General features: G+C 45.9%; 19 protein-coding genes. 9 read left to right on the forward strand and 10 right to left on the reverse strand.

The genetic code is table 11. The annotated features are described in order from the left end of the window. Positions 1 to 76 precede the first annotated feature (76 nt). The gene (locus tag OCV29_RS04820; RefSeq protein WP_084193400.1) at positions 77 to 1,012 is read right to left on the reverse strand and encodes an AraC family transcriptional regulator; all 936 of its coding nucleotides are present in this window, start codon (positions 1,010 to 1,012) and stop codon (positions 77 to 79) included. Between the two features lie 171 nt (positions 1,013 to 1,183). Next, positions 1,184 to 1,681, reverse strand: coding sequence for a MarR family winged helix-turn-helix transcriptional regulator (locus OCV29_RS04825; RefSeq protein WP_073604665.1), 498 nt, complete (start codon positions 1,679 to 1,681; stop codon positions 1,184 to 1,186). A 129-nt stretch (positions 1,682 to 1,810) separates the two neighbouring features. Between OCV29_RS04825 and OCV29_RS04830 the strand changes: the two genes are divergently transcribed. Both OCV29_RS04830 and OCV29_RS04835 read left to right on the forward strand, forming a co-directional pair. Further along, a complete protein-coding gene (locus OCV29_RS04830; protein WP_073604666.1) occupies positions 1,811 to 2,752 on the forward strand; it encodes an EamA family transporter in 942 nt (313 codons plus the stop codon). 66 nt (positions 2,753 to 2,818) lie between these two features. Further along, on the forward strand, positions 2,819 to 3,418 hold the full coding sequence (locus tag OCV29_RS04835) for an NADPH-dependent FMN reductase (RefSeq protein WP_073604667.1): 600 nt from the start codon (positions 2,819 to 2,821) through the stop codon (positions 3,416 to 3,418). A 242-nt stretch (positions 3,419 to 3,660) separates the two neighbouring features. Here the strand turns inward: OCV29_RS04835 and OCV29_RS04840 are convergent, their stop codons facing one another. Continuing rightward, positions 3,661 to 4,371 carry a hypothetical protein gene (locus OCV29_RS04840; RefSeq protein WP_073604668.1) on the reverse strand — a complete coding sequence of 237 codons (711 nt, stop codon included), beginning with the start codon at positions 4,369 to 4,371 and terminating at the stop codon, positions 3,661 to 3,663. A 628-nt stretch (positions 4,372 to 4,999) separates the two neighbouring features. Here OCV29_RS04840 and OCV29_RS04845 point away from each other — a divergent pair. Then, complete coding sequence (locus OCV29_RS04845; RefSeq protein WP_073604669.1) at positions 5,000 to 6,652, forward strand: tetratricopeptide repeat protein; 1,653 nt, start codon at positions 5,000 to 5,002, stop codon at positions 6,650 to 6,652. A gap of 13 nt (positions 6,653 to 6,665) precedes the next feature. Here OCV29_RS04845 and OCV29_RS04850 read toward each other — a convergent pair whose 3' ends face one another. The 7 genes from OCV29_RS04850 to OCV29_RS04880 form a co-directional block, all read right to left on the reverse strand. Beyond that, positions 6,666 to 7,094 carry a hypothetical protein gene (locus tag OCV29_RS04850; RefSeq protein WP_073604670.1) on the reverse strand — a complete coding sequence of 143 codons (429 nt, stop codon included), beginning with the start codon at positions 7,092 to 7,094 and terminating at the stop codon, positions 6,666 to 6,668. A gap of 134 nt (positions 7,095 to 7,228) precedes the next feature. Beyond that, positions 7,229 to 8,110, reverse strand: coding sequence for an L-ribulose-5-phosphate 3-epimerase (locus OCV29_RS04855; RefSeq protein WP_073604671.1), 882 nt, complete (start codon positions 8,108 to 8,110; stop codon positions 7,229 to 7,231). Positions 8,111 to 8,114: 4 nt separating this feature from the next. Next, on the reverse strand, positions 8,115 to 8,762 hold the full coding sequence (locus tag OCV29_RS04860) for a 3-keto-L-gulonate-6-phosphate decarboxylase UlaD (RefSeq protein ID WP_073604672.1): 648 nt from the start codon (positions 8,760 to 8,762) through the stop codon (positions 8,115 to 8,117). A gap of 6 nt (positions 8,763 to 8,768) precedes the next feature. Further along, entirely contained in the window at positions 8,769 to 9,590 is an 822-nt protein-coding gene (locus OCV29_RS04865) for a Cof-type HAD-IIB family hydrolase (RefSeq protein WP_073604673.1), read from the reverse strand. A 51-nt stretch (positions 9,591 to 9,641) separates the two neighbouring features. Beyond that, positions 9,642 to 10,334, reverse strand: coding sequence for an L-ribulose-5-phosphate 4-epimerase (locus OCV29_RS04870; RefSeq protein WP_073604674.1), 693 nt, complete (start codon positions 10,332 to 10,334; stop codon positions 9,642 to 9,644). Positions 10,335 to 10,350: 16 nt separating this feature from the next. Next, entirely contained in the window at positions 10,351 to 10,824 is a 474-nt protein-coding gene (locus OCV29_RS04875) for a PTS sugar transporter subunit IIA (RefSeq protein WP_073604675.1), read from the reverse strand. 70 nt (positions 10,825 to 10,894) lie between these two features. Then, positions 10,895 to 12,652: a PTS ascorbate-specific subunit IIBC gene (locus OCV29_RS04880; protein ID WP_073604676.1), complete on the reverse strand. Its 1,758-nt coding sequence runs from the start codon at positions 12,650 to 12,652 to the stop codon at positions 10,895 to 10,897. A gap of 364 nt (positions 12,653 to 13,016) precedes the next feature. Between OCV29_RS04880 and ulaR the strand changes: the two genes are divergently transcribed. The 6 genes from ulaR to OCV29_RS04910 all read left to right on the forward strand — a co-directional run bounded on the left by ulaR (position 13,017) and on the right by OCV29_RS04910 (position 21,355). Further along, on the forward strand, positions 13,017 to 13,772 hold the full coding sequence (gene ulaR / locus OCV29_RS04885) for an HTH-type transcriptional regulator UlaR (protein WP_073604677.1): 756 nt from the start codon (positions 13,017 to 13,019) through the stop codon (positions 13,770 to 13,772). A 164-nt stretch (positions 13,773 to 13,936) separates the two neighbouring features. Continuing rightward, positions 13,937 to 15,004 (forward strand): L-ascorbate 6-phosphate lactonase, encoded by a 1,068-nt coding sequence (ulaG, locus tag OCV29_RS04890; protein WP_073604678.1) that lies wholly within the window; start codon positions 13,937 to 13,939, stop codon positions 15,002 to 15,004. Between the two features lie 407 nt (positions 15,005 to 15,411). Beyond that, a complete protein-coding gene (locus OCV29_RS04895) occupies positions 15,412 to 17,328 on the forward strand; it encodes a methyl-accepting chemotaxis protein (protein ID WP_073604679.1) in 1,917 nt (638 codons plus the stop codon). Between the two features lie 427 nt (positions 17,329 to 17,755). Beyond that, a complete protein-coding gene (locus OCV29_RS04900) occupies positions 17,756 to 18,367 on the forward strand; it encodes a 4Fe-4S dicluster domain-containing protein (protein WP_073604680.1) in 612 nt (203 codons plus the stop codon). A 4-nt stretch (positions 18,368 to 18,371) separates the two neighbouring features. After that, entirely contained in the window at positions 18,372 to 20,402 is a 2,031-nt protein-coding gene (gene hyfB, locus OCV29_RS04905; protein ID WP_073604681.1) for a hydrogenase 4 subunit B, read from the forward strand. Then, complete coding sequence (locus OCV29_RS04910; protein WP_073604682.1) at positions 20,402 to 21,355, forward strand: respiratory chain complex I subunit 1 family protein; 954 nt, start codon at positions 20,402 to 20,404, stop codon at positions 21,353 to 21,355. Before hyfB ends, OCV29_RS04910 begins: the two co-directional genes overlap by 1 nt. Positions 21,356 to 21,364: the final 9 nt, after the last annotated feature.

The following is a 21,364-nucleotide window of genomic DNA, read 5'->3' on the forward strand; positions in this document are numbered from 1 at the left end:
TACAGAATCATATCTATTTCACTATAAATAAAATTAACAATTTGGTGCATGTATGTATAAATGATCAAAAAGTTGATTAAACTGAGACCGGCAACCAGTATTCAGCATTCACTGCGTCAGTGTCCTGATCGAATGGCGGGTAATAAAATTCCAGAGAGGGCGCGTCATCGACACCGGAGTAGCCGGATTCGGGCAGCCAGACTGACAGCAGCCACAATACGGCCTGATGAAACTCAGAGACCTTGCCCTGATAGCGCATGACTGCACAGGTTTGTGTGGGGAGTGGCAGAGAAGACATCGCTCTGGCTTTTTCCGGCATGTCAGGTGTTTGTCTGATGCCTGCCCGATAGGTGAGTTCTCCGGAAGTATCACTTTGATGTTCGATCACACCTATATGTGGGACCTGCCAGAGTGACTCGTCCTTCACTGCATGGAAAAAGGCATGCCAGAGCTCCGGGACTTTGCTCATAAAATCAGGAGAAGGGGAGTAGAGTCCTTTGATCTGAGTGGATAAGCCGTGAAGTACGCAAGGTTCAGACTGATCGATGCGGACCTGATAAAACACCTGTTCAGGAAAGAGCAGTTGTCCGGATTGATTCGGGTTAGTCAGCGGGGCTTTGATCCCGAGGGTTAATCCCCGGGTTTGATAAGCTTTTGGTGCGATACCGAAATACTGCTTAAACGCGCGGCTGAATGCAACCTCAGAGTTAAACCCGAATTCATAGGCAATATCTGACATTCTGTATTGATTGGTCAGTACCATTTCTGCCGCCCGGCTGAGTTTCATCTCCCGGACATACTGGGCAACCGAGTAACCCGTATATGCCTGAAAAACCCGCTGTAACTGCCACCGGGACCAGCAGCTGGTACCCGAGAGCATGTCCAGCGTCAGCGGCATACGGATATTATCATGAATATAATCCAGCACTCTTTCAATGCGGGAAAAGTGGCCGCTTGGGTGAGCTGAGAGGTTAGCAGGAAGCTCCGGAGTCATAGGACCTGAATAAATCATGAAACAGTTGCAGGATTATATACCGAAGTCGCCTCAAGATGCATGTTCAGCGAGAACGGATTGTTTTCTGAACTGAATGTGAGAGCGGAAACAACGTCAATTATTTCCGCAATCTCACTCATTCACCGGTTTTTGATTTGACCCATCTATGAAATTTTCCCGGATAAAGGTTTATTTTGTTGCCTGCAATGCATCACTAAGCAAAAGCTTCCGGTTCAGATCGGCCAGTTGTTCCTGTTCTTCCTTTGTCAGCCCCGATAATAAATGCGCCATATTAGACAGGTGGTCCTGCAATGCGGCATCCACCTGCGCTTTACCGGCATCAGTCAGTTGCACCTGATTGCTGCGGCGATCGTCCTCGCTCGCTATTCTTTCAATCAGCCCCCGTTGAACCAGCTTTTCCAGCCGGGTACTCATGGCACCGGAAGACAGCATCAGGGTTTGGTACAGGGCTGTTGGGGTTAAAGGTGCGTCTGTTCTGCGCAGCGTTGCCAGAATATCAAACTCTATATTACTCAGCATATGCTGACGAAATACCTCTTTGAGTGATTCGTCAAACAGCCGGCTGACACGGCGTATCCGGCCAATAATTCCCATCGCTGAACAGTCCAGCTCCGGATGAACACTGCGCCATTGCGCCAGAATACGATCGACATGGTCCTGATTCATTTTTATCTCTCATGTATAAATCTTTTTAAAAAGATACTTGATTAAAAGTAAAAAAGCGATTATTTTGATGACATATCTTTTCAAAAAGATACTTTTATAAAAATCATTAAGCTGTCAAAGGAAGAAATAATGAGAAGTATAAATCAGTGGTCAGCGTTACTGATCACAGCCATCACCCCGTTGGTTTGGGGCAGCACTTATATCGTGACCAGCAAATTGCTGCCACCCGATATGCCTTTGTTGGCATCTGCAATCAGAGCATTACCAGCCGGGCTGATTTTGGTGGCTTTTTCTCACACGCTGCCCGCAAAGCACTGGTGGCTCAAACTGGCTGTCTTGGGCTGTTTAAATATCGGATTGTTTTTCTATTGTTTATTTTATGCCGCTTATGCTTTGCCGGGAGGTATGGCGGCACTGGTGATGTCTTCGCAGCCACTGGTGGTGATGTTTATGAGTTACCTTCTGCTTCGCAGTCCGCTTAACAGCAGACATTTTTTGGCGGCGGGAGCAGGTATCAGCGGTATTGCTATGCTGGTACTGAATTCACAGGTCGCTTTAAACGGTGCCGGGCTGCTGATGGGATTATTGGGGACGCTCTGTATGGCGACCGGTTTGGTACTGACCAAACTTTGGGGTCGCCCGGCCGGGATGAGCCTGATGGGATTCACCGGCTGGCAGCTGGTATTTGGTGGGTTGATACTTGCGCCAGTTGCACTTTGGCAGGAAGGATTACCGGCAACACTGACCACAGAGAATCTCTTTGGATACAGCTATCTGTGTCTGGCCGGGTCAGTGTTTGCTTATGCTATCTGGTTCTGGGGGATCGAAAAACTACCTGCGGTCACGCTCTCTTTCCTTGGATTTCTCAGTCCGTTGTCTGCCTGTGTACTGGGATATCTGATTCTTGGCGAGACCCTGACCGGATTACAGCTTTTCGGTGCACTGGCGATTCTTTTCTCAATCCTGTGTATCACGCAGGCGCGTGACCGGGACCGGCCAGAAAATGGTGCGCCAGAAAATGGTACGCCAGAAAATGGTACGAAAGAGACCTTCGGTCATAAACCGGTGTAATTCTATGAACTTATTGAAAAAATAATTAATTTTAAATATTAACTCTGCTCAACACAGGATAAAAAAATGAAACTTATGATTATTTCCGGTAGCCAACGCGCGAATTCAAAAAGCCTGTTAACAGGACAATATCTGTCTTCTCTGGCTGGTGAAAGTGGATTTACCGACAGTGAAGTTCTGGATTTACACGCATTGAACCTGCCTTTATGGAATGAAGATTTTTGGCAGAAAGGAAGCCATAGCCAGGCGGTCTGGCAGCCGGTGAAGCAGGCTCTGAAAGAAGCGGATGCTTTTATTTTCATCACCCCGGAATGGCATGGTATGGCGACGCCCGCGCTGAAAAATTTTCTCCTGTTAACGACAGATCAGGAGATGGCGCATAAACCAGCCTTACTTGCCAGTGTCTCTGCCAGTGTGAATGGTGTTTATCCCATTAGTGAGCTGAGAATGACCGGCAGTAAAAATAATCATGTGTGTTTTTTGCCGGATCATCTGATTTTCCGTGATATAGACACTTTGCTCGATGAGTCTTTGAACTGCCATGATGCCCGGTTTGACCAGCGGGTTCGTTATACGATGACATTACTTTCTGCCTATGCACAGGCGTTAGGACCTGTTCATCATGACATGCTGGAAGAAGGTGCAGCATTTCGTTACGGTATGTAGGACTGAGCATACCAACCACATGAAATACCTGATCAGAAAATAACTTCTGTTGAGAAAACCGGTTCTGGTGAGAAAATAAGTAGCAAGAGTATAGAAGCAGGATAAAGAATGACAGGGGCCGGCGGATATCATCCGGCCCCTGTCTTCAGCCTGCCAGAGGCAGTGGAACTGACCGGCTGAATTCGTTGCAAGTCATCAGTGTGCTGTTAGCTGGCCATGTTTTCCTGGCTGGTAATCTGCTCTTAGCTGGTTTGAGCGATTTCTTCCTGGTGATGTGTGGTGTGGTTTCTGTGCTTTTTGGTCAGCCAGAGCTCACAGGAAACCGCAGATATCGCAATCATGGCGTAGCACAAGAGTTCGATGCCTTCTTCAATGGCATTTTTTACGACTCTGACATAACCATCCTGCATGATGGCTTTCCAGAAACTGGCTTCCCCCATCAGGCGGGAAAAAACCAGTAAGACCATCAAAGATGCAACCAGCAAGCGCATATTGGGTGCATGACAAATACTCCCGAGTGAATACCAGGCTTGCTTCTTCCCGGAACAGGCATAGACAATGGCAGCGAATGTGACTAAAAGGGCTGGATAAATCCAGAAGCCATGGGTGATGGCATCAAACAAAAAGTCCAGTTCGCGAATGAACAAGACCATGAAAAATCCGGCGATCAGGATTGCACCATGGCGTAATTCAGGGCGAAACAGTTTGACCCGGTAAAAAGCGACGATGGTTATTCCCAAAAGAATCTGCTGAACGCACTCCGTCATGGAAACTTCCCCGATCAAATGGTCACCATAAATGATATCGAATCTCAGGCATAGATTAACCAACAGTCCGGCACCCACAGTCATCAGTGCAATTAATAGTAATTTGAGAATGATAAACCGGGTCCGCTCATGCTGATAGGACGCGTCCAGAGAGGGGGATGTTTGTGTGTGTTGTAAGTCTTTCATTTTGCTACCTTTTGCGTATTTGTACGGCGACATCTCTTCAAATACAAAGAGGCTGTTGAACTATTCTCGGAAAGTAAATCGGACCAATGTCACAATTTTATCGCAGGGGATGGTTAAGAAATGGTAAACATGTATAACAATCTGATGCTGTGCTCCGGATTTAATTTAAAATCAGCAGCTTAATTTGCAGACAAATGGTTCTGATTTGCAGAAAATCTGAGCACTTATTTGTCTCTGAGTTAAAGTTGTGCGGTTTTCTGCCGACAGTTACTTCATATCAGTGTCTGGTTGAACGGCTTCATGAGACAAATAAAATCAACAGGGTATACAGGGGTTTCTGATGCAGGCTGAACTGGTCCTTCTAAATTTTCAGTGGACTGTGTTAGACTACGCACGAGTCTCTTAGGCTGTGTGCTATGATCATGAGATGTCGGGAGAGAGATTGCATTGAATCATCAAGAGTCAGGCCGTTGTAGCCCGGTTGCCGGCTGTTTTGACTGTGGTCATCGTTACCGGCCGCGCGTCAGAGAGTGGTATCGCGACAGAGCTGTCTGAGAAACATAACTTTCTCATGAGCATTCAGAAATGATTAATTATTTAAATAAGCAGAAATCAGATAGTAAGTAAAATGCAGTCTAAGCCAAAACCATTAAATGTGATGATAATCGAAGAAGATCATATGCTGTCTTCTTCGATAAAAAACATGCTGAAAAAAATGGGTTTTGAGGATTCCCGGATTCACAAAGCTCCGAATCTGGCTGTATTCCGGACGCTTGTCAGTAAGTATACGTTTTATCTGATCATTTGCCGCTATTCGATCAAAGATAAGCCGATTGGCCGCAAATACCTGTATCTCTACCGTGAGTGTGAACGTTTTTCATACGATTGCTCGTTTGTCTTTCTGTCGGATAAAGCCATTGGTGGTTCACGACGTGAAATTGAAGAGCTTTTCCCCGACAGCATTCTGGAAATTCCTTTCAACTATAATGAATTTAAGCCATTAATTAATGAAAGCCTGATGAAACGAAAAATTCTGTCTGCCGTATACCGGGAGATAGATAAGGGTCATTTCAAGCGTGCGATTGAAATATGTGAGCAGCTTTCAAAGAAAAATAATATATGGTGGATTGATTTATATAAGGTCATTATTGAGTGTTATATCTCCCAGAAAAAATATAAGCTGGCAGTTAAAACGCTGAACGATTTAAGAACAAAGGACACCAGTGAATGGCCTTTAATTAAGTTGATTGAGTTGAATTCCGTACTGGGAAATGAAGAAGAAGTATTGGCTCTGGCACACGAATTTGAGGTGCTGGGTTATCCTGAGCACCCGATTGTCTCAGAGGTTACTGCGCACCAGTCTATTTTAGACAGTGATATTAAAACAGCACTTGAGTTGATTAAAAAGATAGTCTTGCGTTATCCGCACCTGATTGATGCGACAGTCAATCTTGCTTACCTGTATATTGCTTTTGATGATTACCGTAAAGCTTATGCATTTATGTCGAAGGTCGATTATGATCTGATCCTGAACGAACAGCAATTCTTCGCGGTCGAAGAAGTAAAAACATTTTTAGAAATTATGTTGGATTCCAAGCGCGGCAACCCTTACGACAGTCGTGCTCTCGGCCCTAAACTGACTAAAATAATGAATCTAGATGGTAAGCAGGTTGACGATCTCAAGTTAACGAAAAGGCTTTATCAGATCATCCGGGACATAACGACCCGCAATCCGGTATGTGCAGCGAAAAGAATCCAGGAAATGTATAGTAAGACACAGCTGCCACACAGAAAACTGCTGTTAATGGCTATTGCTTACCATCTTGGTTTTACCGATGAACTGACCGAATGGCTGGATTCAGAAACAGAGCGTTTGTCCGAAGTCCGGCACATCAATGCCGCAGTGACGATCACTTTGTGTAAAAAAATGTATGAACTGAAAGATCAGAAACTGGAAAAAATAGGTAAGGCGTCTGAGCTGGAAGAACAGGGCCGGGTGCTTGAATCTTTGGCAATATTATCAAAAGAAATTCCCAGCCTGATTACGCATCATTCTAATTTTGTGAATGCGATGATTAAATATAAGTTGTCGATTGATGATGATATTAATATGCTGACATCGCAATTTAAATCCAGTATTGCAGTGGTATTCAGAAACCTGCAGCGACAAGATCCCAACCATCCGAAACTTTCTAATATTAAGAAAGTTCAGGGAATGGTTTTATCAAAACTTGAAGTAGAAAAGAGAAAAACCCAGAGCCAGCAAAGAGCGAGAGGTTAATTTCCGGGGGAGTCTATTTAACCTTGGTTTGAATAAACTTACTATAGGTTGTGACTTGCCCGTTAATGTATTCAATACCGCTGTGAATGTTATATTCGGTGATGCCTGAGATCTGATATTCAACAATAAACTCACCACTGATAACCTTGATAAATAAAAATCCATCAATCACTTTCCACAAACCATTTAATGTCCGGCTGCCAAAAAGATCCTGCTCTGTTAATGTGCCATCCGGAGAAAAGGTTAATATCGATGAGGCGCCATCGACATTTGTTTTTACCCAGACCTGCTGATGGACTTCATATTTTAATAGCTTCCTGCGTGTTTTCACCCATTCCTGAAATATCTTCATCTGGGCTGGCGTTAATACAGGTAAGTCTTCCATTTCTAACAGAGTATGATGATATTCATACCAGAAAAGCTGTAAATGAAGTAATTTCATGATCGATCGGTGATATCAAAAAGAGGGCATCACTTTGCGGGATGAAAAGCATGATGTCAACTTTCCTGTCTCTTTATCAACATCATGCTCCGTTCAGGCCGATAAACGCTTCACCTGTTTCAGCCCGTTTGGGTTTATATTGCAAACAAGGCGGGCAGGTTTGCTTGCTCACAGGCTTGATTGAGTCGCCTTTGTGCCGTGAGTATATGGTCTTTCCAGTGCTTGTCCTGAGCCCACATCTCTATGACTAAAGGCACGACACAATCCAGTTTCTTTAAGGTATGAAAGATGGCATTGAAGTCAACTTCCCCTTCACCAATCACCAAATCTCTGAATTGTCCGGGAGCGTTTTCCGTCACTTTCAGTGTGTCTTTCAGGTGAATCTGAGTGATATGTGGCATGCTGAGCGCCAGTTCCGTACACACATCATAGTTCCAGCCGGAGATATTGCCGATATCCGGGTAAGCGCTAAAGTAAGGCGAGTTAATCTCCCTGTTTAACACTTCGAATTTACTCAGCGAGTTCAGGTAATCCGTATCCATGATTTCGACAGCCAGCATGACTCCGGCACGTTCAGCCGTTTTCGCTGCCTGTTTCATACCATGGATGAAATTTGCATGCGTTGTCTGATTTGCCGGTTCGTAATAGACATCATACCCGGCCAGCTGTATGGTTCTGATCCCCAGTTTATAAGCCAGTGTGATCGCTTTCTCCATATGAATTCTGGCCTGTTCCCGTGTGAGCGGGTCTGATGAACCAAACGGATACTTTCGGTGTGCGCTGAGGCACATAGACTGAAGCGGAATCTGGTACTGTTCGCACAATCGCCGGAGCTGGTAGATGGTTTCATCATCCCAGTCCAGACGTTGCCTTCTTTGATCGGATTCATCGACAGACATTTCCAGAAAATCAAAGCCGAGTGAGCGGGTTGCTTGTAGCTTTTCTTCCCAGCTCATTTCTGCCGGCAGCGCTTTTTCATACAGTCCGGTTCGATGGCGTTTCAGGTGTTGGTACATATCATCACCCCCAAAAGCGGTTGATCTCGGTTTTCAGTGCTTCCGCTGTTTCCTGACCTGTTTCACCGGCAAGCGCCCGGCCGGCAATAAATGCCTTGGCTTTGATACCTTCAAACAAGTGAATGTCCTGGGGAACAATGCCACCGGTAATCGACAGGGCCAGTCCCAGTTCAGAAAGCTGACGCATTTTCTCTATATCAGCTTCTGTCCAGCCAACACCGGCCAGTTCTGCATCCCGCGAGCGGTGATAAATCGCCTGAGTAATGCCCAAATCAACCCATGCTTTGGCATCTTCCATGGTCCAGTTACCGTAAATTTCAATCTGGATTTCTCCGTTGAATTCATCGGCCACTTTTTTACAGGCACCAATCGTGGCAATGTGCGCAGCAGCAGAGACAGTCATCCAGTCAGCACCTGCTTCATAAGCCATCCGGGCCAGAATGGCACCGCCATCGGTGGTTTTCATATCACACACCAAAATATGATCCGGGTGTAACTGACGCAATGTACTGACCGCGTTCATCCCGTCAGCGAAGGCCAGAATGGTACCGACTTCAATGATATCAACAAAGTTTTCAACCCGTCTGGCGACTTCAAGGGCTGAAGGAAGGCTGGTTTGATCCAGTGCAATTTGAATGAGTGGTTTGGTCATAATTGTTTATCCTTTAATTTTTTGCAGGATGAGCTCAGCAAGCCCGGTCCCGTTATTATCTGTAGGGCATATCAGGCGGGCATGTTGACGTACGGCGTTGTCAGCATTTTGCATGGCAACACCGAGCCCGGCGTATTGGATCATAGAGATATCATTATGGTTATCACCGGCGGCCAATACATGCTCTGAGGAGTAACCCAGTTCAGCAACATATTCAGCCAGCCGTTTACCTTTGCTATTTCCAAGTGCGGCAAAGTCAATCCGGTTAGACCATGAACGCTCTCCGTTAAAATGTTGTTTTATCCACGGATTTTCCATAAAACGCTCGATGGAGCTTGGCAGACCTTCAACGACAAATTTCCAGATATAGTCAGCCTGTCTGGCCTCATCACGGAAGGAATCGATGCGCTCGATGCGTGGCCGGGATTCAGCCGGATATTGTGCCGCCCACTTTTCCAGCGCTTCCATATAAGCAATCGGGTTGTGCCGGGAATAAGTCATAGCGTGGGTGATATACATGACGATTTTCATCTGAAACTGACCGGCAAGCTCAATAAACTTCAGGGCTTGTGGTCTGGCAATCGCGTTTTGTTTCAATACGGTGCCAGACTGATAGTCATAGACATAAGTGCCGTTACAACAGATAGCCGGTGTCGTCAGGCCCAGTGCCTGATAATAGGGTTTTGCGGCGGTATGATGCCGTCCGGTGACGATGACCACGTGACAATGTTTTTGTACTTCCCTGATAGCATGGATTGTTTCCGGTAAAATGGCATGATCATCCGTGAGAACCGTACCGTCTAAATCTAATGCGAGCACTTTATACATCTGTATTTCCCTGAATCTGATGGCCTGAGCCTGATAGCCCGTGACTTAATATTAATGTTGGCCGTAGTAAGCGTTTGCACCGTGTTTACGTAAGTAATGTTTGTCTGACAGCGCTTGCTGAATTTTGATCCCGCTGTTCAGTGAACGGGTGGCGATAGCCATCGCCGCAACTTCTTCCAGAACGACGGCGTTATGAACCGCATCTGTGGCATCTTTTCCCCAGGAAAAAGGTGCATGACCTGAGACAATCACACTGGGGACGCTCATCGGATCGAGCTGGCGCAGAGCAAATTCCTCCACAATCACCAGTCCGGTATTTTTTTCATAGTTCTGGCTGATTTCATCTTTTGTCAGACAGCGGGTACAGGGAATATCGCCATAAAAATAGTCGGCGTGGGTGGTGCCCAGTGCCGGAATGTCCAGCCCGGCCTGTGCCCAGATTGTTGCGTTGCGGGAATGGGTGTGAACCACGCCTCCCACATCCGGGAATGCTTTATAAATCTCGATATGTGTTGCTGTATCACTGGAAGGATTCAGTTGTCCTTCCACCACAATGCCGTCCAAATCAACAATCACAATATCATCGGTTGTCATTTGGCTGTATTCCACACCCGAGGGCTTAATGGCGAGAATGCCTGATGCCCGGTCAATTTCTGATACATTGCCCCAGGTAAACGTGACCAGCCCATGCCGGGGGAGTTGTAAATTGGCTTCGAGAACTTTTTCTTTCAGTTCACTATACATGACATTGCTCCTGTTTTTATGCGTTAGCCAATGCCTGATCTATCACGCTGTAAACCTCTTCTTTGGTCCTGCAGCGGCGGAGTTTATCCAGGTCAACACCGGTTTCGCTGTCTTCATCGTCCAGCACCTGAGTCACCTCCATCAGCCCTTCCATATGCTCATCGGAAGAGCTGCCGGCCAGTGTAATTAAGACATCTACCGGTTCATCTTCACCGTCAAACTGAACCGGGTTCTCAAGGGTAACTAATGCAAATGCCGTATGGATGACACCATTTTCCGGTCTGGCATGTGGCAGAGCCAGCTGAGGCGCAATCACGATATAAGGTCCCAGCGCCTCGACACTTTGAATGATCGCCTCGTGATATTCAGATTTGATGGCGCCCGATGTAATCAGCATATCGGTACCAATTTTGACTGCTTCACGCCAGTTGGCCGCTGAAGCTTGTAGTTTAATTGAGTTGTTATCAATCAGAGATTGTTTCAGTCCCATGGTTTTGTTTCTCCGGAATGAGTGCCGGCAGAATCAGCAGCCGGCACGATCGTAGGTCGTTTCAGATTTGTTATTTATCAGCAAAGTTTTTATGAATGATGTCCAGCAGCTCATCGCCAAATGAATTCGGGTTCAGCATGTTTTGTACACCGAGTACAAATTTGCCATCCCCCGGCTCCATTTCTGAAGACAAGTGCTTTGAAGAGACGATGATGTCAGTCGTTGCCAGTTTGGATTTGTAATCGGAGACAGCACAGGAATCCATCACATGAGGAATGCCTTTTTTATCCAGATACTTACCGATTTTCATCTTCATCATCATAGAAGATCCCTGTCCGTTCCCACAGACAGCCAGAATACTGACCGGGCGGGCATCGTCATGACTGGCGATGGCCTGACCGACGGCTGCAACAATTTCAGGTTCTTCTGAGATCTCAATGGTGCCCTGGGCATCTTCTTCTGCCCGTAGCTTTTTAGAGGCAAAGAACATGTAAACACCTGCCAGTGCAATCAGTACAAAAAAGAACACTTTCGAGAATGACAGCCCCTGCATGATTGGCGGGAAAACCAATGCCCAGTCAGCCATGCCCATCCAGCCGTTGAATTCGACGCCGTACTGACCAAACAGATGAATTGCCCATGCAGAACCGACCACTTCAATGATGCCCATGACAAAACAAATTTTCATCACAGCGCGCCAGCCGCCAAAGTGGTTGGCAAAGACACCGATGGTTGCATTGGAGAAAAACATCGGAATGAAGCCGGGAATAATCATGATCGGTGCATTGAAAGCCAGCATAGCCAGAACTGCGGAGAACTGACCGATTGCCCCCCACATGAAACCAAAGACCATCGCATTCGGGGAAAATGCATAAATAGCCGCACAGTCAATCGCCAGCACGGCATTGGGAATGACCCGCTCGGAGATGCCTTTGAAGGCTTCAGAAAGTTCAGCAACAAACATCCTTACCCCGGCAACAATGACCTGAATGGCAACCGCAAATTTCAGACCTGTTTCCAGAATATAAATTGTCCAGTGGGTTTTTCCGGCCATTGCCTGAAGGTTGTCCAAACCAAAAGACAGCAGAATGATGCCGAAGAACACGGTCATTACGATAGCTGTGGCTGCGATACTGTCGTGGAAAATGTGCAGCCATTTAGGCAGTTTCAGGTGATCGACACTATCGTTTTTATCACCTAATTTGGGTGTGACTTTGGTGGCAATCCACGACGCGACCTGTTGTTGGTGACCAATCGAGAAGCCTGCACCCCCGGTGACTTCTTCAGTTGGTTTGAACATGATGTTTGAGGAAATTCCCCAGTACAGTGCCATCAACACAGCAGAACAGACGATGGTCTCCCACATGCCGGCACCGGTGATCAGGTAGAACACCGCAATTAATCCAGCCTGCTGGAACATGATATGCCCGGTTAACATGATGGTCCGGATACCGGTAAAACGGCGGAAAAGAACCAAAAGAATATTGATACCCAGCGCCAGAAGAACAGCATATCCGACCCAGGAATAACGGTCTCCCATGGTTTCCATGGTTGCCATCATCGTTGTGTAAGGGTCAATCACAGAACCGGTTAAACCATGATATTCAGATAATTTTGAGATGACGGGTTTAAAGCCTGCCACCAGTGTACCGGCACCCACCTGAACCAGCATAAAACCGACGATGGTTTTTATTGATCCTTTCAGAATAGTGGTGGCATCGCGCTTGAGAAGCCAATACCCGATTAAGGTGACCAGACCGAGTAGTAAAGGTGCTTTGGTCATCACCTGACTGTAAAAAATGTAGAAGATATCGTACAGGAACTCCATATCTTTACCCCTGATATTTGTAATTGTCATTGAATGTAGGTCAGAGTCAGTTGCTTCGGTTTGCGATGAAACAGACTCAGTTTGCTCACGAAATATAATTTAACAATCACATCTAATCATTCAATGATTGTTTTTGATTACTTTGATTTTTATCAATTTCCGGTATGGAAAATTGATATAAATGATAGTTGGATCACCTTGAAATAATTAAAATTGAATAAAAACAGTTACTTATGTTTTATTATGAGATGGCGCAAAGTTTTATTGAGAGAGAAATTGACATTGAATGTGATGATTATTAGAATCAAAAAAAATCAAAATTAATCACCAAGTGGTCACGTGATGAAAAAATAAGGTGATAAGTATGAATGAAGTTCAACGGCATCATGGTATTTTGTCGCTGCTGGAAGAGAAGCAGGCAATCAATGTCTCTCATATTATTGATGCTTTTAATGTGTCACCGGCAACTGCCCGTCGTGACATTTCCAAGTTGGATGAGTTGGGAAAGTTAAGAAAAGTCCGTAACGGTGCTGAGCGGATAGAGACAAAGAAAAGAAAGTGGACACCCCTGAATATCAACAGTACCGAGCATTATGAAGAGAAATCTTTAATTGCATTACATGCTGCTGAGTTGTGTCAGCCGGGGGACAGCGTGGTGATTAACTGTGGTTCGACAGCATTTCTTTTAGGGCAGCAGCTATGCGGAGAAGATGTTCAGATCGTCACTAATTATTTTCCTCTGGCCAGTTATCTGATTAACGAAGATCATGATGATGTCATTATCATCGGTGGGCAGTACAACAAAACCCAGCATATATTTCTGAATCCGGCGCCGGATGCCTTAAGTGGTTATGCGGGCCACTGGATGTTTACCAGCGGTAAAGGAATCACTGAAGCCGGACTGTACAAAGCAGATATGCTGACCGCCGTTTCAGAGCAGCAGATGCTGGAGCAGATCGACCAGCTGGTTGTGGTTGTTGATAGTTCCAAAGTCGGACAGCGCACCGGGATGCTGTTTTGTCCGGCAGAGAAAATCGATATTTTAATTACAGGTAAAGCGGCCGATCCTGAAGTGATTCAGGGGCTTCAAGCGCAGGGAACCAGGGTGATTCTTGTCTAGAAGCCCAGGTCAACAGACTCAGGCAGCCGTTTACCGCGCTCAATCAAAGTGATGTGAATAAAAATAATATGAATATCAGGTGTTTTCATCTTTGTCATGATGAAAACGCCCGGTTCCCTACACACAAAATTTATCTGATGAATATGAAATAAAAGGTGCAGTTTATGAGTAAGGTGAATGAGATTACACGTGAATCCTGGATTTTAAGTACATTTCCCGAATGGGGGACCTGGCTGAATGAGGAAATTGAAAAAACAGTCGTTGCACCCAATACATTTTCAATGTGGTGGCTTGGCTGCACTGGTATCTGGTTGAAAACAGAAGGAAATACCAATTTATCGATTGATTTTTGGTGTGGTACCGGCAAGAAAACCCAGCAAAATGCCTGGATGAAGCATCAACACCAGATGATGAGAATGGGTGGGGTGCGTGAACTGCAACCAAATTTACGGACTTCTCCTTTTGTTTTAGATCCATTTGGAATTAAAGAAATTGATGCAGTGCTGGCAACGCATGATCACGCGGATCATATTGATGTGAATGTCGCGGCGGCGGTACTGCAAAACTGCGGTGATCATGTGAAGTTTATTGGCCCGCAGGCTTGTGTCAATTTATGGCGTGGTTGGGGGGTTCCTGAAGCGCGCTGCGTTGTGGCGAAGGTCGGTGACGTGATTGAAGTCGGTGACGTCAAAATCAAAGTACTGGACTCATTTGATCGGACGGCATTAGTCACCTTGCCGGAAGGTACTTCCTCTTATGATAAAGAGATCCTGAACGGGATGGATGACCGGGCGGTGAATTATCTGATTGAAACCACGGGTGGTTCTGTTTATCACTCCGGCGATTCACACTATTCAAACTACTATGCCAAACACGGAAATGAATATGATATCGACGTCGCGCTCCTTTCTTATGGTGAAAATCCACGTGGCGTGACAGATAAAATGACGGCATCGGATATTTTGCGGGCAGGTGAGTCGCTTGACTGTGAAGTTGTGGTGCCTTTCCACCATGATATCTGGGCCAACTTCCAGAATGATCCGCGTGAAATTGAAGTGTTATGGCAAATGAAGAAAGAGCGTCTGCAATATGCCTTTGCGCCTTTCTTCTGGCAGGTTGGCGGAAAGTATACTTATCCAACAGATAAAGGCCGGATGCATTATCAGCATTTTCGGGGTTTCCGGGATATCTTTACCGATGAGCCGGAATTACCTTATAAAGCATTCCTGTAAAACGGGTTGATTTATCTCTTTCTTTGAGCTGTGTATGTCGCCTTTTATGGCGACATTTTTGTAGGGTCAACAGCCCTTAAATCGTTCCTGAACAGGCGCCACTTTGGGTCACGAGCCAGATATCGATAAGCAGGCTTTTCGCGCCTCGGAAGATGAGGCAGAGCCCTTGGGATGGGGTTCTGCATCTTCAGGTTGTTTGGGTATATCAGTGTTCGAAAAGAGTGACTCCGTAAATAAGTGGGCGGGATAATTATACCGTACAGATTAATAATTAATCTCAACTTCTGTCATTTAAGGCCGATATAATAGGGCGTGTTTATCTTTCATCGTCGCAGGAACAGCGATGAAAGATAAACACGCCCTGGTACATATCAATGTATATATGAGTCGTAAATGGAAGTAATAATATGAAACAGTTTGGTTTAAAGCAGCTATTAATCATTTCTGTGATGATACTTGTTGGTGCAGCAGTCTCCGTAAGCAGTTATGTTTCTTATGTCAACGAAGAAGCAGCCATGACAGATCTGATTATCAGCAATAGCCGGGAGAATGTCGCAAGTAAAGCTCAACTGGTTGAAATTTATCTTAAAGAAAAAATAGACGGGGTCCGGGAGCTGGGCAAAATTTTTCGTGATCAACCTTTTACCGGGAGCTCTGCTGACGATTATATTGCTTTAACCAAGGTATTTGCCGGTGCATTAAATACCGGAAGCTCATTTATCGGTTTTGAAGAAAATGGGGATGCTTACTGGAATCAAACCAGTGATGCTTGGCCCGATCACAAGTTTAATGATGACATCCGAAAAATGAGTTATTACCAGGATGGCAGGAAGGCAATCGAACCGTCTGTCACGGATCCTTATCCTGATGAAGCCGACCCGAATGTCTACTGGCTCAGTATTGTCCAGAAAACATACAGTGGCGTGATTGGTGCGGATATGAAGCTGGGCTTTTTAAATCAGATTGTTGAAAAAGCAACGAGTTCTGCGGGTGCAGAAGCTTTTATCATGAATCATGATTCAACTGTTCTGGCTTCAACTTCGCCGGCCATTCCGCCGGGTAAAAGCGGACAAAAGCTACCTGACCTGAAAGATGTTGTTTCAAAAGTGATTGGCAGCAACGTTTACTGGACCGATTATACAGCCAACGGTCAGGAACGGTTATTGTTCTCTCATCAGATCTCTTTGGGGGATAAACAGTGGTTCTTTGTGATATCTCTGGATAAAAATATTGCTTATGCCGCGTTAAAATCGGCCCGTAATACCGCGATTGTCAGTGCTTTGATTGCAACAATTCTGAGTGTCGTGATTGCCTTTTTTGTGATTAGCGTCCTTTACCGGCCAATTCTTGCACTGAAAAAAACCATTATGGGCTTATCACGTGGTGACGGCGATCTGACACAGCGTTTGAACGTTGAATCTGAAGATGATCTGGGGCAAATGGCGGATGGTATCAACCGCTTTATTGCCAGCTTGCAACAAATGATGCTGGAGATTCAGGATGTATCGACCGGATTAAAAGGTAATATGGCCCGGTTGAAAGGGGAGGCGGAAGAAAACTCAGATATACTGACCCGTCACGTCTCGGAAACAGAACAGATTGCGACTGCAATTGAAGAGATGAACCTGACCGCGACATCGATGGCTTCTGATGCGGCTAACACCGCGGAGCTGATTCATCAGGCCGATGAAACCAGTGATCAGTCGCGGGATATTCTTGAAAGCTCCAATACGACGATTGCTGCTTTAATTGATGATGTTGATAGCGCTTCTCACAACGTACAGGAAATGAATGATAAAACCCAGGGAATTAATACGATTTTGACCGTGATTGGCGGCATTGCTGAGCAGACGAACCTGTTAGCTTTAAATGCTGCAATTGAGGCGGCTCGCGCCGGAGAACAGGGACGTGGTTTTGCGGTCGTTGCTGATGAGGTCAGAAATCTTGCCAGCCGGACCAAAGAGAGTACGGAAGAAATTGAAGAGGCTTTAACGGAACTGGTGAAAGGTACTGATATGGTTGTCAGCTCAATGGATGATACCCGACAGCGGTGTCAGGAAACTGCCGATGGTTCAGGTCATGTTGCTGAAAGTCTGGATACACTGATGAATTATGTCGGGGAAATCAGCGGGCTCAGTACACAAATAGCGACAGCAGCTGAAGAGCAAAGCAGTGTGACGAAGGAGCTGAGCAGTAATATGACGGCATTGCATGATATGGTTACCGTGCTCAACGGCAATGGACAGAAAACGCTGGTCAATGTTGAGGAAATTAACCGGATGAATGGTCAGTTAACTGATATTGTCGGACGGTTTAAACTATAAACACGCCCCAGAGTCAGTACACCATGAATGAGCATTAATTTATGAAATTTAAAGGTTTTTTGAAATGTAAAGGTTTTCTGAAATTCTGACGGTTTTCTGAAATCTGACTTTTTGCCTGCAAGGCGTCAAACGTCACCAGTGCGATTCAGAGGAAAAGTGAGTTGAAAATGAAAAGGCTGCATTGTTGCAGCCTTTTTTATGTGACAGCCATTTTTAATGGGCCTGTATTTTCGGGGAATGACTTCTCGTCACTTGTGTCGACAAAAGCTGTCGAACGCTGTGAATATCGTCTGATATTTTTTTGATATTCTGTTTTATTTTGTCCTTTTATCGTTGTAACTCTATGTTTTAAATGAATAAAGTTGGTGTTATTTCTGTTGGCTTAATAGTTGCTTATAAGAGGATTATTTAACTGACAGGGTATGCTATGAAAAGCTTTGTAGTTGCTGATCCTCAGAAGTGTATCGGATGCCAAACCTGTATGGCCGCCTGTTCCGAAGTACACAAAAAAGAGGGAATGCAAAGTCATCCGCGTTTGACCGTTATCAAACACGATGATGCAACGGCTCCCGTGATGTGCCGGCATTGTGAAGACGCGCCATGCGCTGCTGTATGTCCGGTTCAGGCGATTGTAAAAGAGAACGACCGCATTCTGCTGAAAGAAACAGCTTGTGTGGGTTGTACCCTCTGTGCCGTCGCCTGTCCTTTTGGGGCCATTGCATTTGATGGAAGCCGTCCGGTCGCACTGGCGAATAGTTACGACACTTATATTCCTTCGACACCTCGTTCTTCAAACCCTTCTACCTCCGTCCCCGGACTGTTTGGACACGATATTTTAGCCTGGGAGCCGGGTGTCAAAAGTATTGCTGTGAAATGTGACTTATGCGGTTTTCGTGAACAGGGGCCGGCATGTGCAGAAGTTTGTCCGACCGGTGCAATTGTTTTGGTTGATGAGTCATCTGCGCTGGAGGCTCAGTCATCGAAACGCATCGATGCTGCGGCTGTTTCACAAACCGTGAACATGGATATGGAGAAGTAGCTTTATGAATGCTTTAGAGCTGTTAGCTTTATCAATAGGCTGTTATCTCATTTCCAGTCTGGTCGCCTTACTGGGAAGCGGAGATAAAGAAAAAACCATGGTGCGCCTATCCGGAGTGATTTCTGCATTGGGTGGCTGCCTTGGGGTATTGAGTGCCGGTTCTGCTTTGATCAGTGCTCAAATACTGAAAACGGAATTGTTCAGCCCTTTCCCGTTTGCCCAATTGATCGTCAACATGGATGCTTTGGGTGCATTTATGGTGATGGTGATTTCACTGATCGTCATTGCGGCATCTGTTTATTCTTTGCATTACATGGAAGAGTATGAAGGAAAAGGCGGGTGGGGAATTTGTTTCTTCCTGAACCTGTTTATTGCTTCGATGATTGCATTAGTGGTCGTGGACAATGCTTTCTACTTCATTGTGTTCTTCGAAATGATGTCTTTGGCATCTTACTTTCTGGTTCTGGTTGAACAAAATGAAAAGAGCGTCAAGGCAGGTTTGCAATACTTTTTTATTGCTCATGCCGGTTCAGTGCTGATTATGATCGCCTTTTTCATGCTTTACCGCGCCTCCGGTTCTCTCAACTTTTCTGACTTCATGCATTTGAATTTGCCTGCCTGGGAAGCTTCCGTGATTTTCCTGCTGGCATTTTTTGGCTTTGGTGCCAAAGCCGGGATGATTACTTTGCATGGCTGGTTGCCGCTGGCTCACCCGGCAGCACCATCTCATGCTTCTGCACTGATGTCCGGTGTGATGGTAAAAATCGGTGTTTTCGGAATCATCAAAGTGGGACTTGTTTTCCTCGGTGGCGCTGAAGCCTGGTGGGGCTATGTTGTGCTGGCTTTTGGTGCGGTTTCTTCTGTACTGGGGGTGATGTATGCGCTGGCAGAGCACGATATCAAACGATTGCTGGCTTATCATACGGTCGAAAATGTCGGCATTATTTTGATGGGTGTCGGTGTCGCGATGATAGGCGTCGCAACCGGCCATCCGACTTTTGCGGCACTTGGCTTGCTGGGGGGTTTGTATCACTTGCTGAATCATGCGGTATTCAAAGGATTACTTTTCCTTGGCGCTGGTTCGGTGATTTTCCGCACTCATACCAAAGATATGGAAAAGATGGGCGGTTTAGGAAAATTAATGCCATACACAGCACTGGCTTTTTTGATTGGTACAATGGCCATTTCTGCTCTGCCGCCACTCAATGGCTTTGTCAGTGAATGGTTTATTTACCAGTCTTTATTCAGTCTGAGTCAGCAAAGTGATATCGCGATGTTGATTGCCGGTCCCGTCGCTGTTGTGATGCTGGCGATTACCGGTGCTTTAGCCTGTATGTGTTTTGTCAAGGTCTATGGCATCTGCTTTAGCGGGGCTCCCCGGACGGAAAAAGCAGGACAGGCCAAAGAAGTTGGCTGGTCGATGGTTGCTGGTGCCGGATTTCTTGCTGTGATGTGTGTGATTCTGGGAATTGGTTCGCCATGGATTTCACCTTATATCTCAGATATAGCCAGCTCGACTCTCAGTCAATCGCCGATTGTTGTCAGTCAGGGCATGTCACTACATCCTGTTTCAACCACACAGGCAATTCTTTCCACGCCTGTTATCGCTATTGGTTTACTGGTTTTACTGGTTGTTCCTGCCGCCGTGTTGTCTTTCTTTAAAGGTCAGCGTTTAAAACAGCGTCAACAGGGTGACCCGTGGGCATGTGGTTATGCCTATGAACACCGGATGACCGTCTCTGCTGAGGGCTTTACCCAGCCATTACGTTTCATGTTTGCACCTGTCTATCGTTTGAGGCATCAGCTGGATCCTGGCGGCTGGATGAAGCGCTCACTTTCTGCTGTGACTTCATCTGCTGCAACGGTAGAACCTATGTTTGACCGGTATCTGGTTCAGCCGGTTTGTCGTTTGGCTTTCAACGTCAGCCGCTGGGTTGGAAAGTTACAGAATGGTGATTTCAGAATTTACTGTGTTTACATCGTGGTGACTCTGATTGTGCTGCTTTTCTTCCCGTTTGATACAGGAGTGAAATAATGCCTGAATTACATATGCCTGGTGCTGGCTGGATAACGCTTGCTGTCGCACAAGCTTTGCTTATGCTGTTTTTAGCACCACTTGCGACCGGTTTTTCCCGGATGATCCGGGCCAGAATTCACTCCCGACGCGGTCCGGGGTTGCTGCAAGACTACCGTGATATTGTCAAATTATTACGTCGTCAGTCTGTTGCTCCGGCAAATGCCGGGATGATTTTCTGGATGATGCCATGGGTGTTGATTGTGACCATGCTGTTGGTTGCAATGGCATTACCCACGTTAACACAGACTTCTCCATTCCCTATTTCCGGTGATGTGATTACCGATATTTATCTGCTGGCTATTTTCCGCTTTTTCTTTGCATTAGCCGGGATTGACTCCAACAGCATGTTTGGTGGTATCGGAAGCAGCCGTGAACTGACTCTGGGTGTGTTGGTTGAACCGATTCTGATGTTGTCCATTTTTGTGATGGCATTGGTTGTTGGCTCGACGGATCTTGGGTACATCAGCCAGGGGATGCTGTCGGAAGTCGCTCATCAACCGATCACGGTTATTCTTGCTGCAATTGCCTGCGCGTTTGCTGTGTTTGTTGAAATGGGCAAATTGCCTTTCGATGCAGCCGAAGCGGAGCAAGAGCTTCAGGAAGGGCCTGTGACTGAGTATTCGGGTTCTGGTCTGGCGATGGTGAAACTTGGCCTCGGGCTGAAACAACTGGTTGTGGCTCAGTTATTTCTTGCGATTTTCCTGCCTTGGGGAAAAGCAGCTGAACTGACACTCACAGGACTTGTACTGGCGGCCGTCATTTTGTTTATCAAAATGGTTGTGGTCTTTTTCCTCGCCGGTCTGGTTGAGAATGGCATGGCCCGGGTCCGTTTTATGAATTCAAATCGTCTAACCTGGTCAGCATTTGCTTTTGCTGTTTTAGCGTTAGCCTTTTACATCATTGGATTGTGAGGCATTGAA

This window comes from Vibrio aerogenes, assembly GCF_024346755.1.
GTDB classification, from domain to species: Bacteria; Pseudomonadota; Gammaproteobacteria; order Enterobacterales; family Vibrionaceae; genus Vibrio; species Vibrio aerogenes.

Excerpts from the sequence above, each read along its gene's own strand:
- OCV29_RS04820 (WP_084193400.1), bottom strand. The coding sequence starts at position 1,012 with ATGATTTATTCAGGTCCTATGACTCCGGAGCTTCCTGCTAACCTCTCA.
- OCV29_RS04825 (WP_073604665.1), bottom strand. The coding sequence starts at position 1,681 with ATGAATCAGGACCATGTCGATCGTATTCTGGCGCAATGGCGCAGTGTT.
- OCV29_RS04830 (WP_073604666.1), top strand. The coding sequence starts at position 1,811 with ATGAGAAGTATAAATCAGTGGTCAGCGTTACTGATCACAGCCATCACC.
- OCV29_RS04835 (WP_073604667.1), top strand. The coding sequence starts at position 2,819 with ATGAAACTTATGATTATTTCCGGTAGCCAACGCGCGAATTCAAAAAGC.
- OCV29_RS04840 (WP_073604668.1), bottom strand. The coding sequence starts at position 4,371 with ATGAAAGACTTACAACACACACAAACATCCCCCTCTCTGGACGCGTCC.
- OCV29_RS04845 (WP_073604669.1), top strand. The coding sequence starts at position 5,000 with ATGCAGTCTAAGCCAAAACCATTAAATGTGATGATAATCGAAGAAGAT.
- OCV29_RS04850 (WP_073604670.1), bottom strand. The coding sequence starts at position 7,094 with ATGAAATTACTTCATTTACAGCTTTTCTGGTATGAATATCATCATACT.
- OCV29_RS04855 (WP_073604671.1), bottom strand. The coding sequence starts at position 8,110 with ATGTACCAACACCTGAAACGCCATCGAACCGGACTGTATGAAAAAGCG.
- OCV29_RS04860 (WP_073604672.1), bottom strand. The coding sequence starts at position 8,762 with ATGACCAAACCACTCATTCAAATTGCACTGGATCAAACCAGCCTTCCT.
- OCV29_RS04865 (WP_073604673.1), bottom strand. The coding sequence starts at position 9,590 with ATGTATAAAGTGCTCGCATTAGATTTAGACGGTACGGTTCTCACGGAT.
- OCV29_RS04870 (WP_073604674.1), bottom strand. The coding sequence starts at position 10,334 with ATGTATAGTGAACTGAAAGAAAAAGTTCTCGAAGCCAATTTACAACTC.
- OCV29_RS04875 (WP_073604675.1), bottom strand. The coding sequence starts at position 10,824 with ATGGGACTGAAACAATCTCTGATTGATAACAACTCAATTAAACTACAA.
- OCV29_RS04880 (WP_073604676.1), bottom strand. The coding sequence starts at position 12,652 with ATGGAGTTCCTGTACGATATCTTCTACATTTTTTACAGTCAGGTGATG.
- ulaR (WP_073604677.1), top strand. The coding sequence starts at position 13,017 with ATGAATGAAGTTCAACGGCATCATGGTATTTTGTCGCTGCTGGAAGAG.
- ulaG (WP_073604678.1), top strand. The coding sequence starts at position 13,937 with ATGAGTAAGGTGAATGAGATTACACGTGAATCCTGGATTTTAAGTACA.
- OCV29_RS04895 (WP_073604679.1), top strand. The coding sequence starts at position 15,412 with ATGAAACAGTTTGGTTTAAAGCAGCTATTAATCATTTCTGTGATGATA.
- OCV29_RS04900 (WP_073604680.1), top strand. The coding sequence starts at position 17,756 with ATGAAAAGCTTTGTAGTTGCTGATCCTCAGAAGTGTATCGGATGCCAA.
- hyfB (WP_073604681.1), top strand. The coding sequence starts at position 18,372 with ATGAATGCTTTAGAGCTGTTAGCTTTATCAATAGGCTGTTATCTCATT.
- OCV29_RS04910 (WP_073604682.1), top strand. The coding sequence starts at position 20,402 with ATGCCTGAATTACATATGCCTGGTGCTGGCTGGATAACGCTTGCTGTC.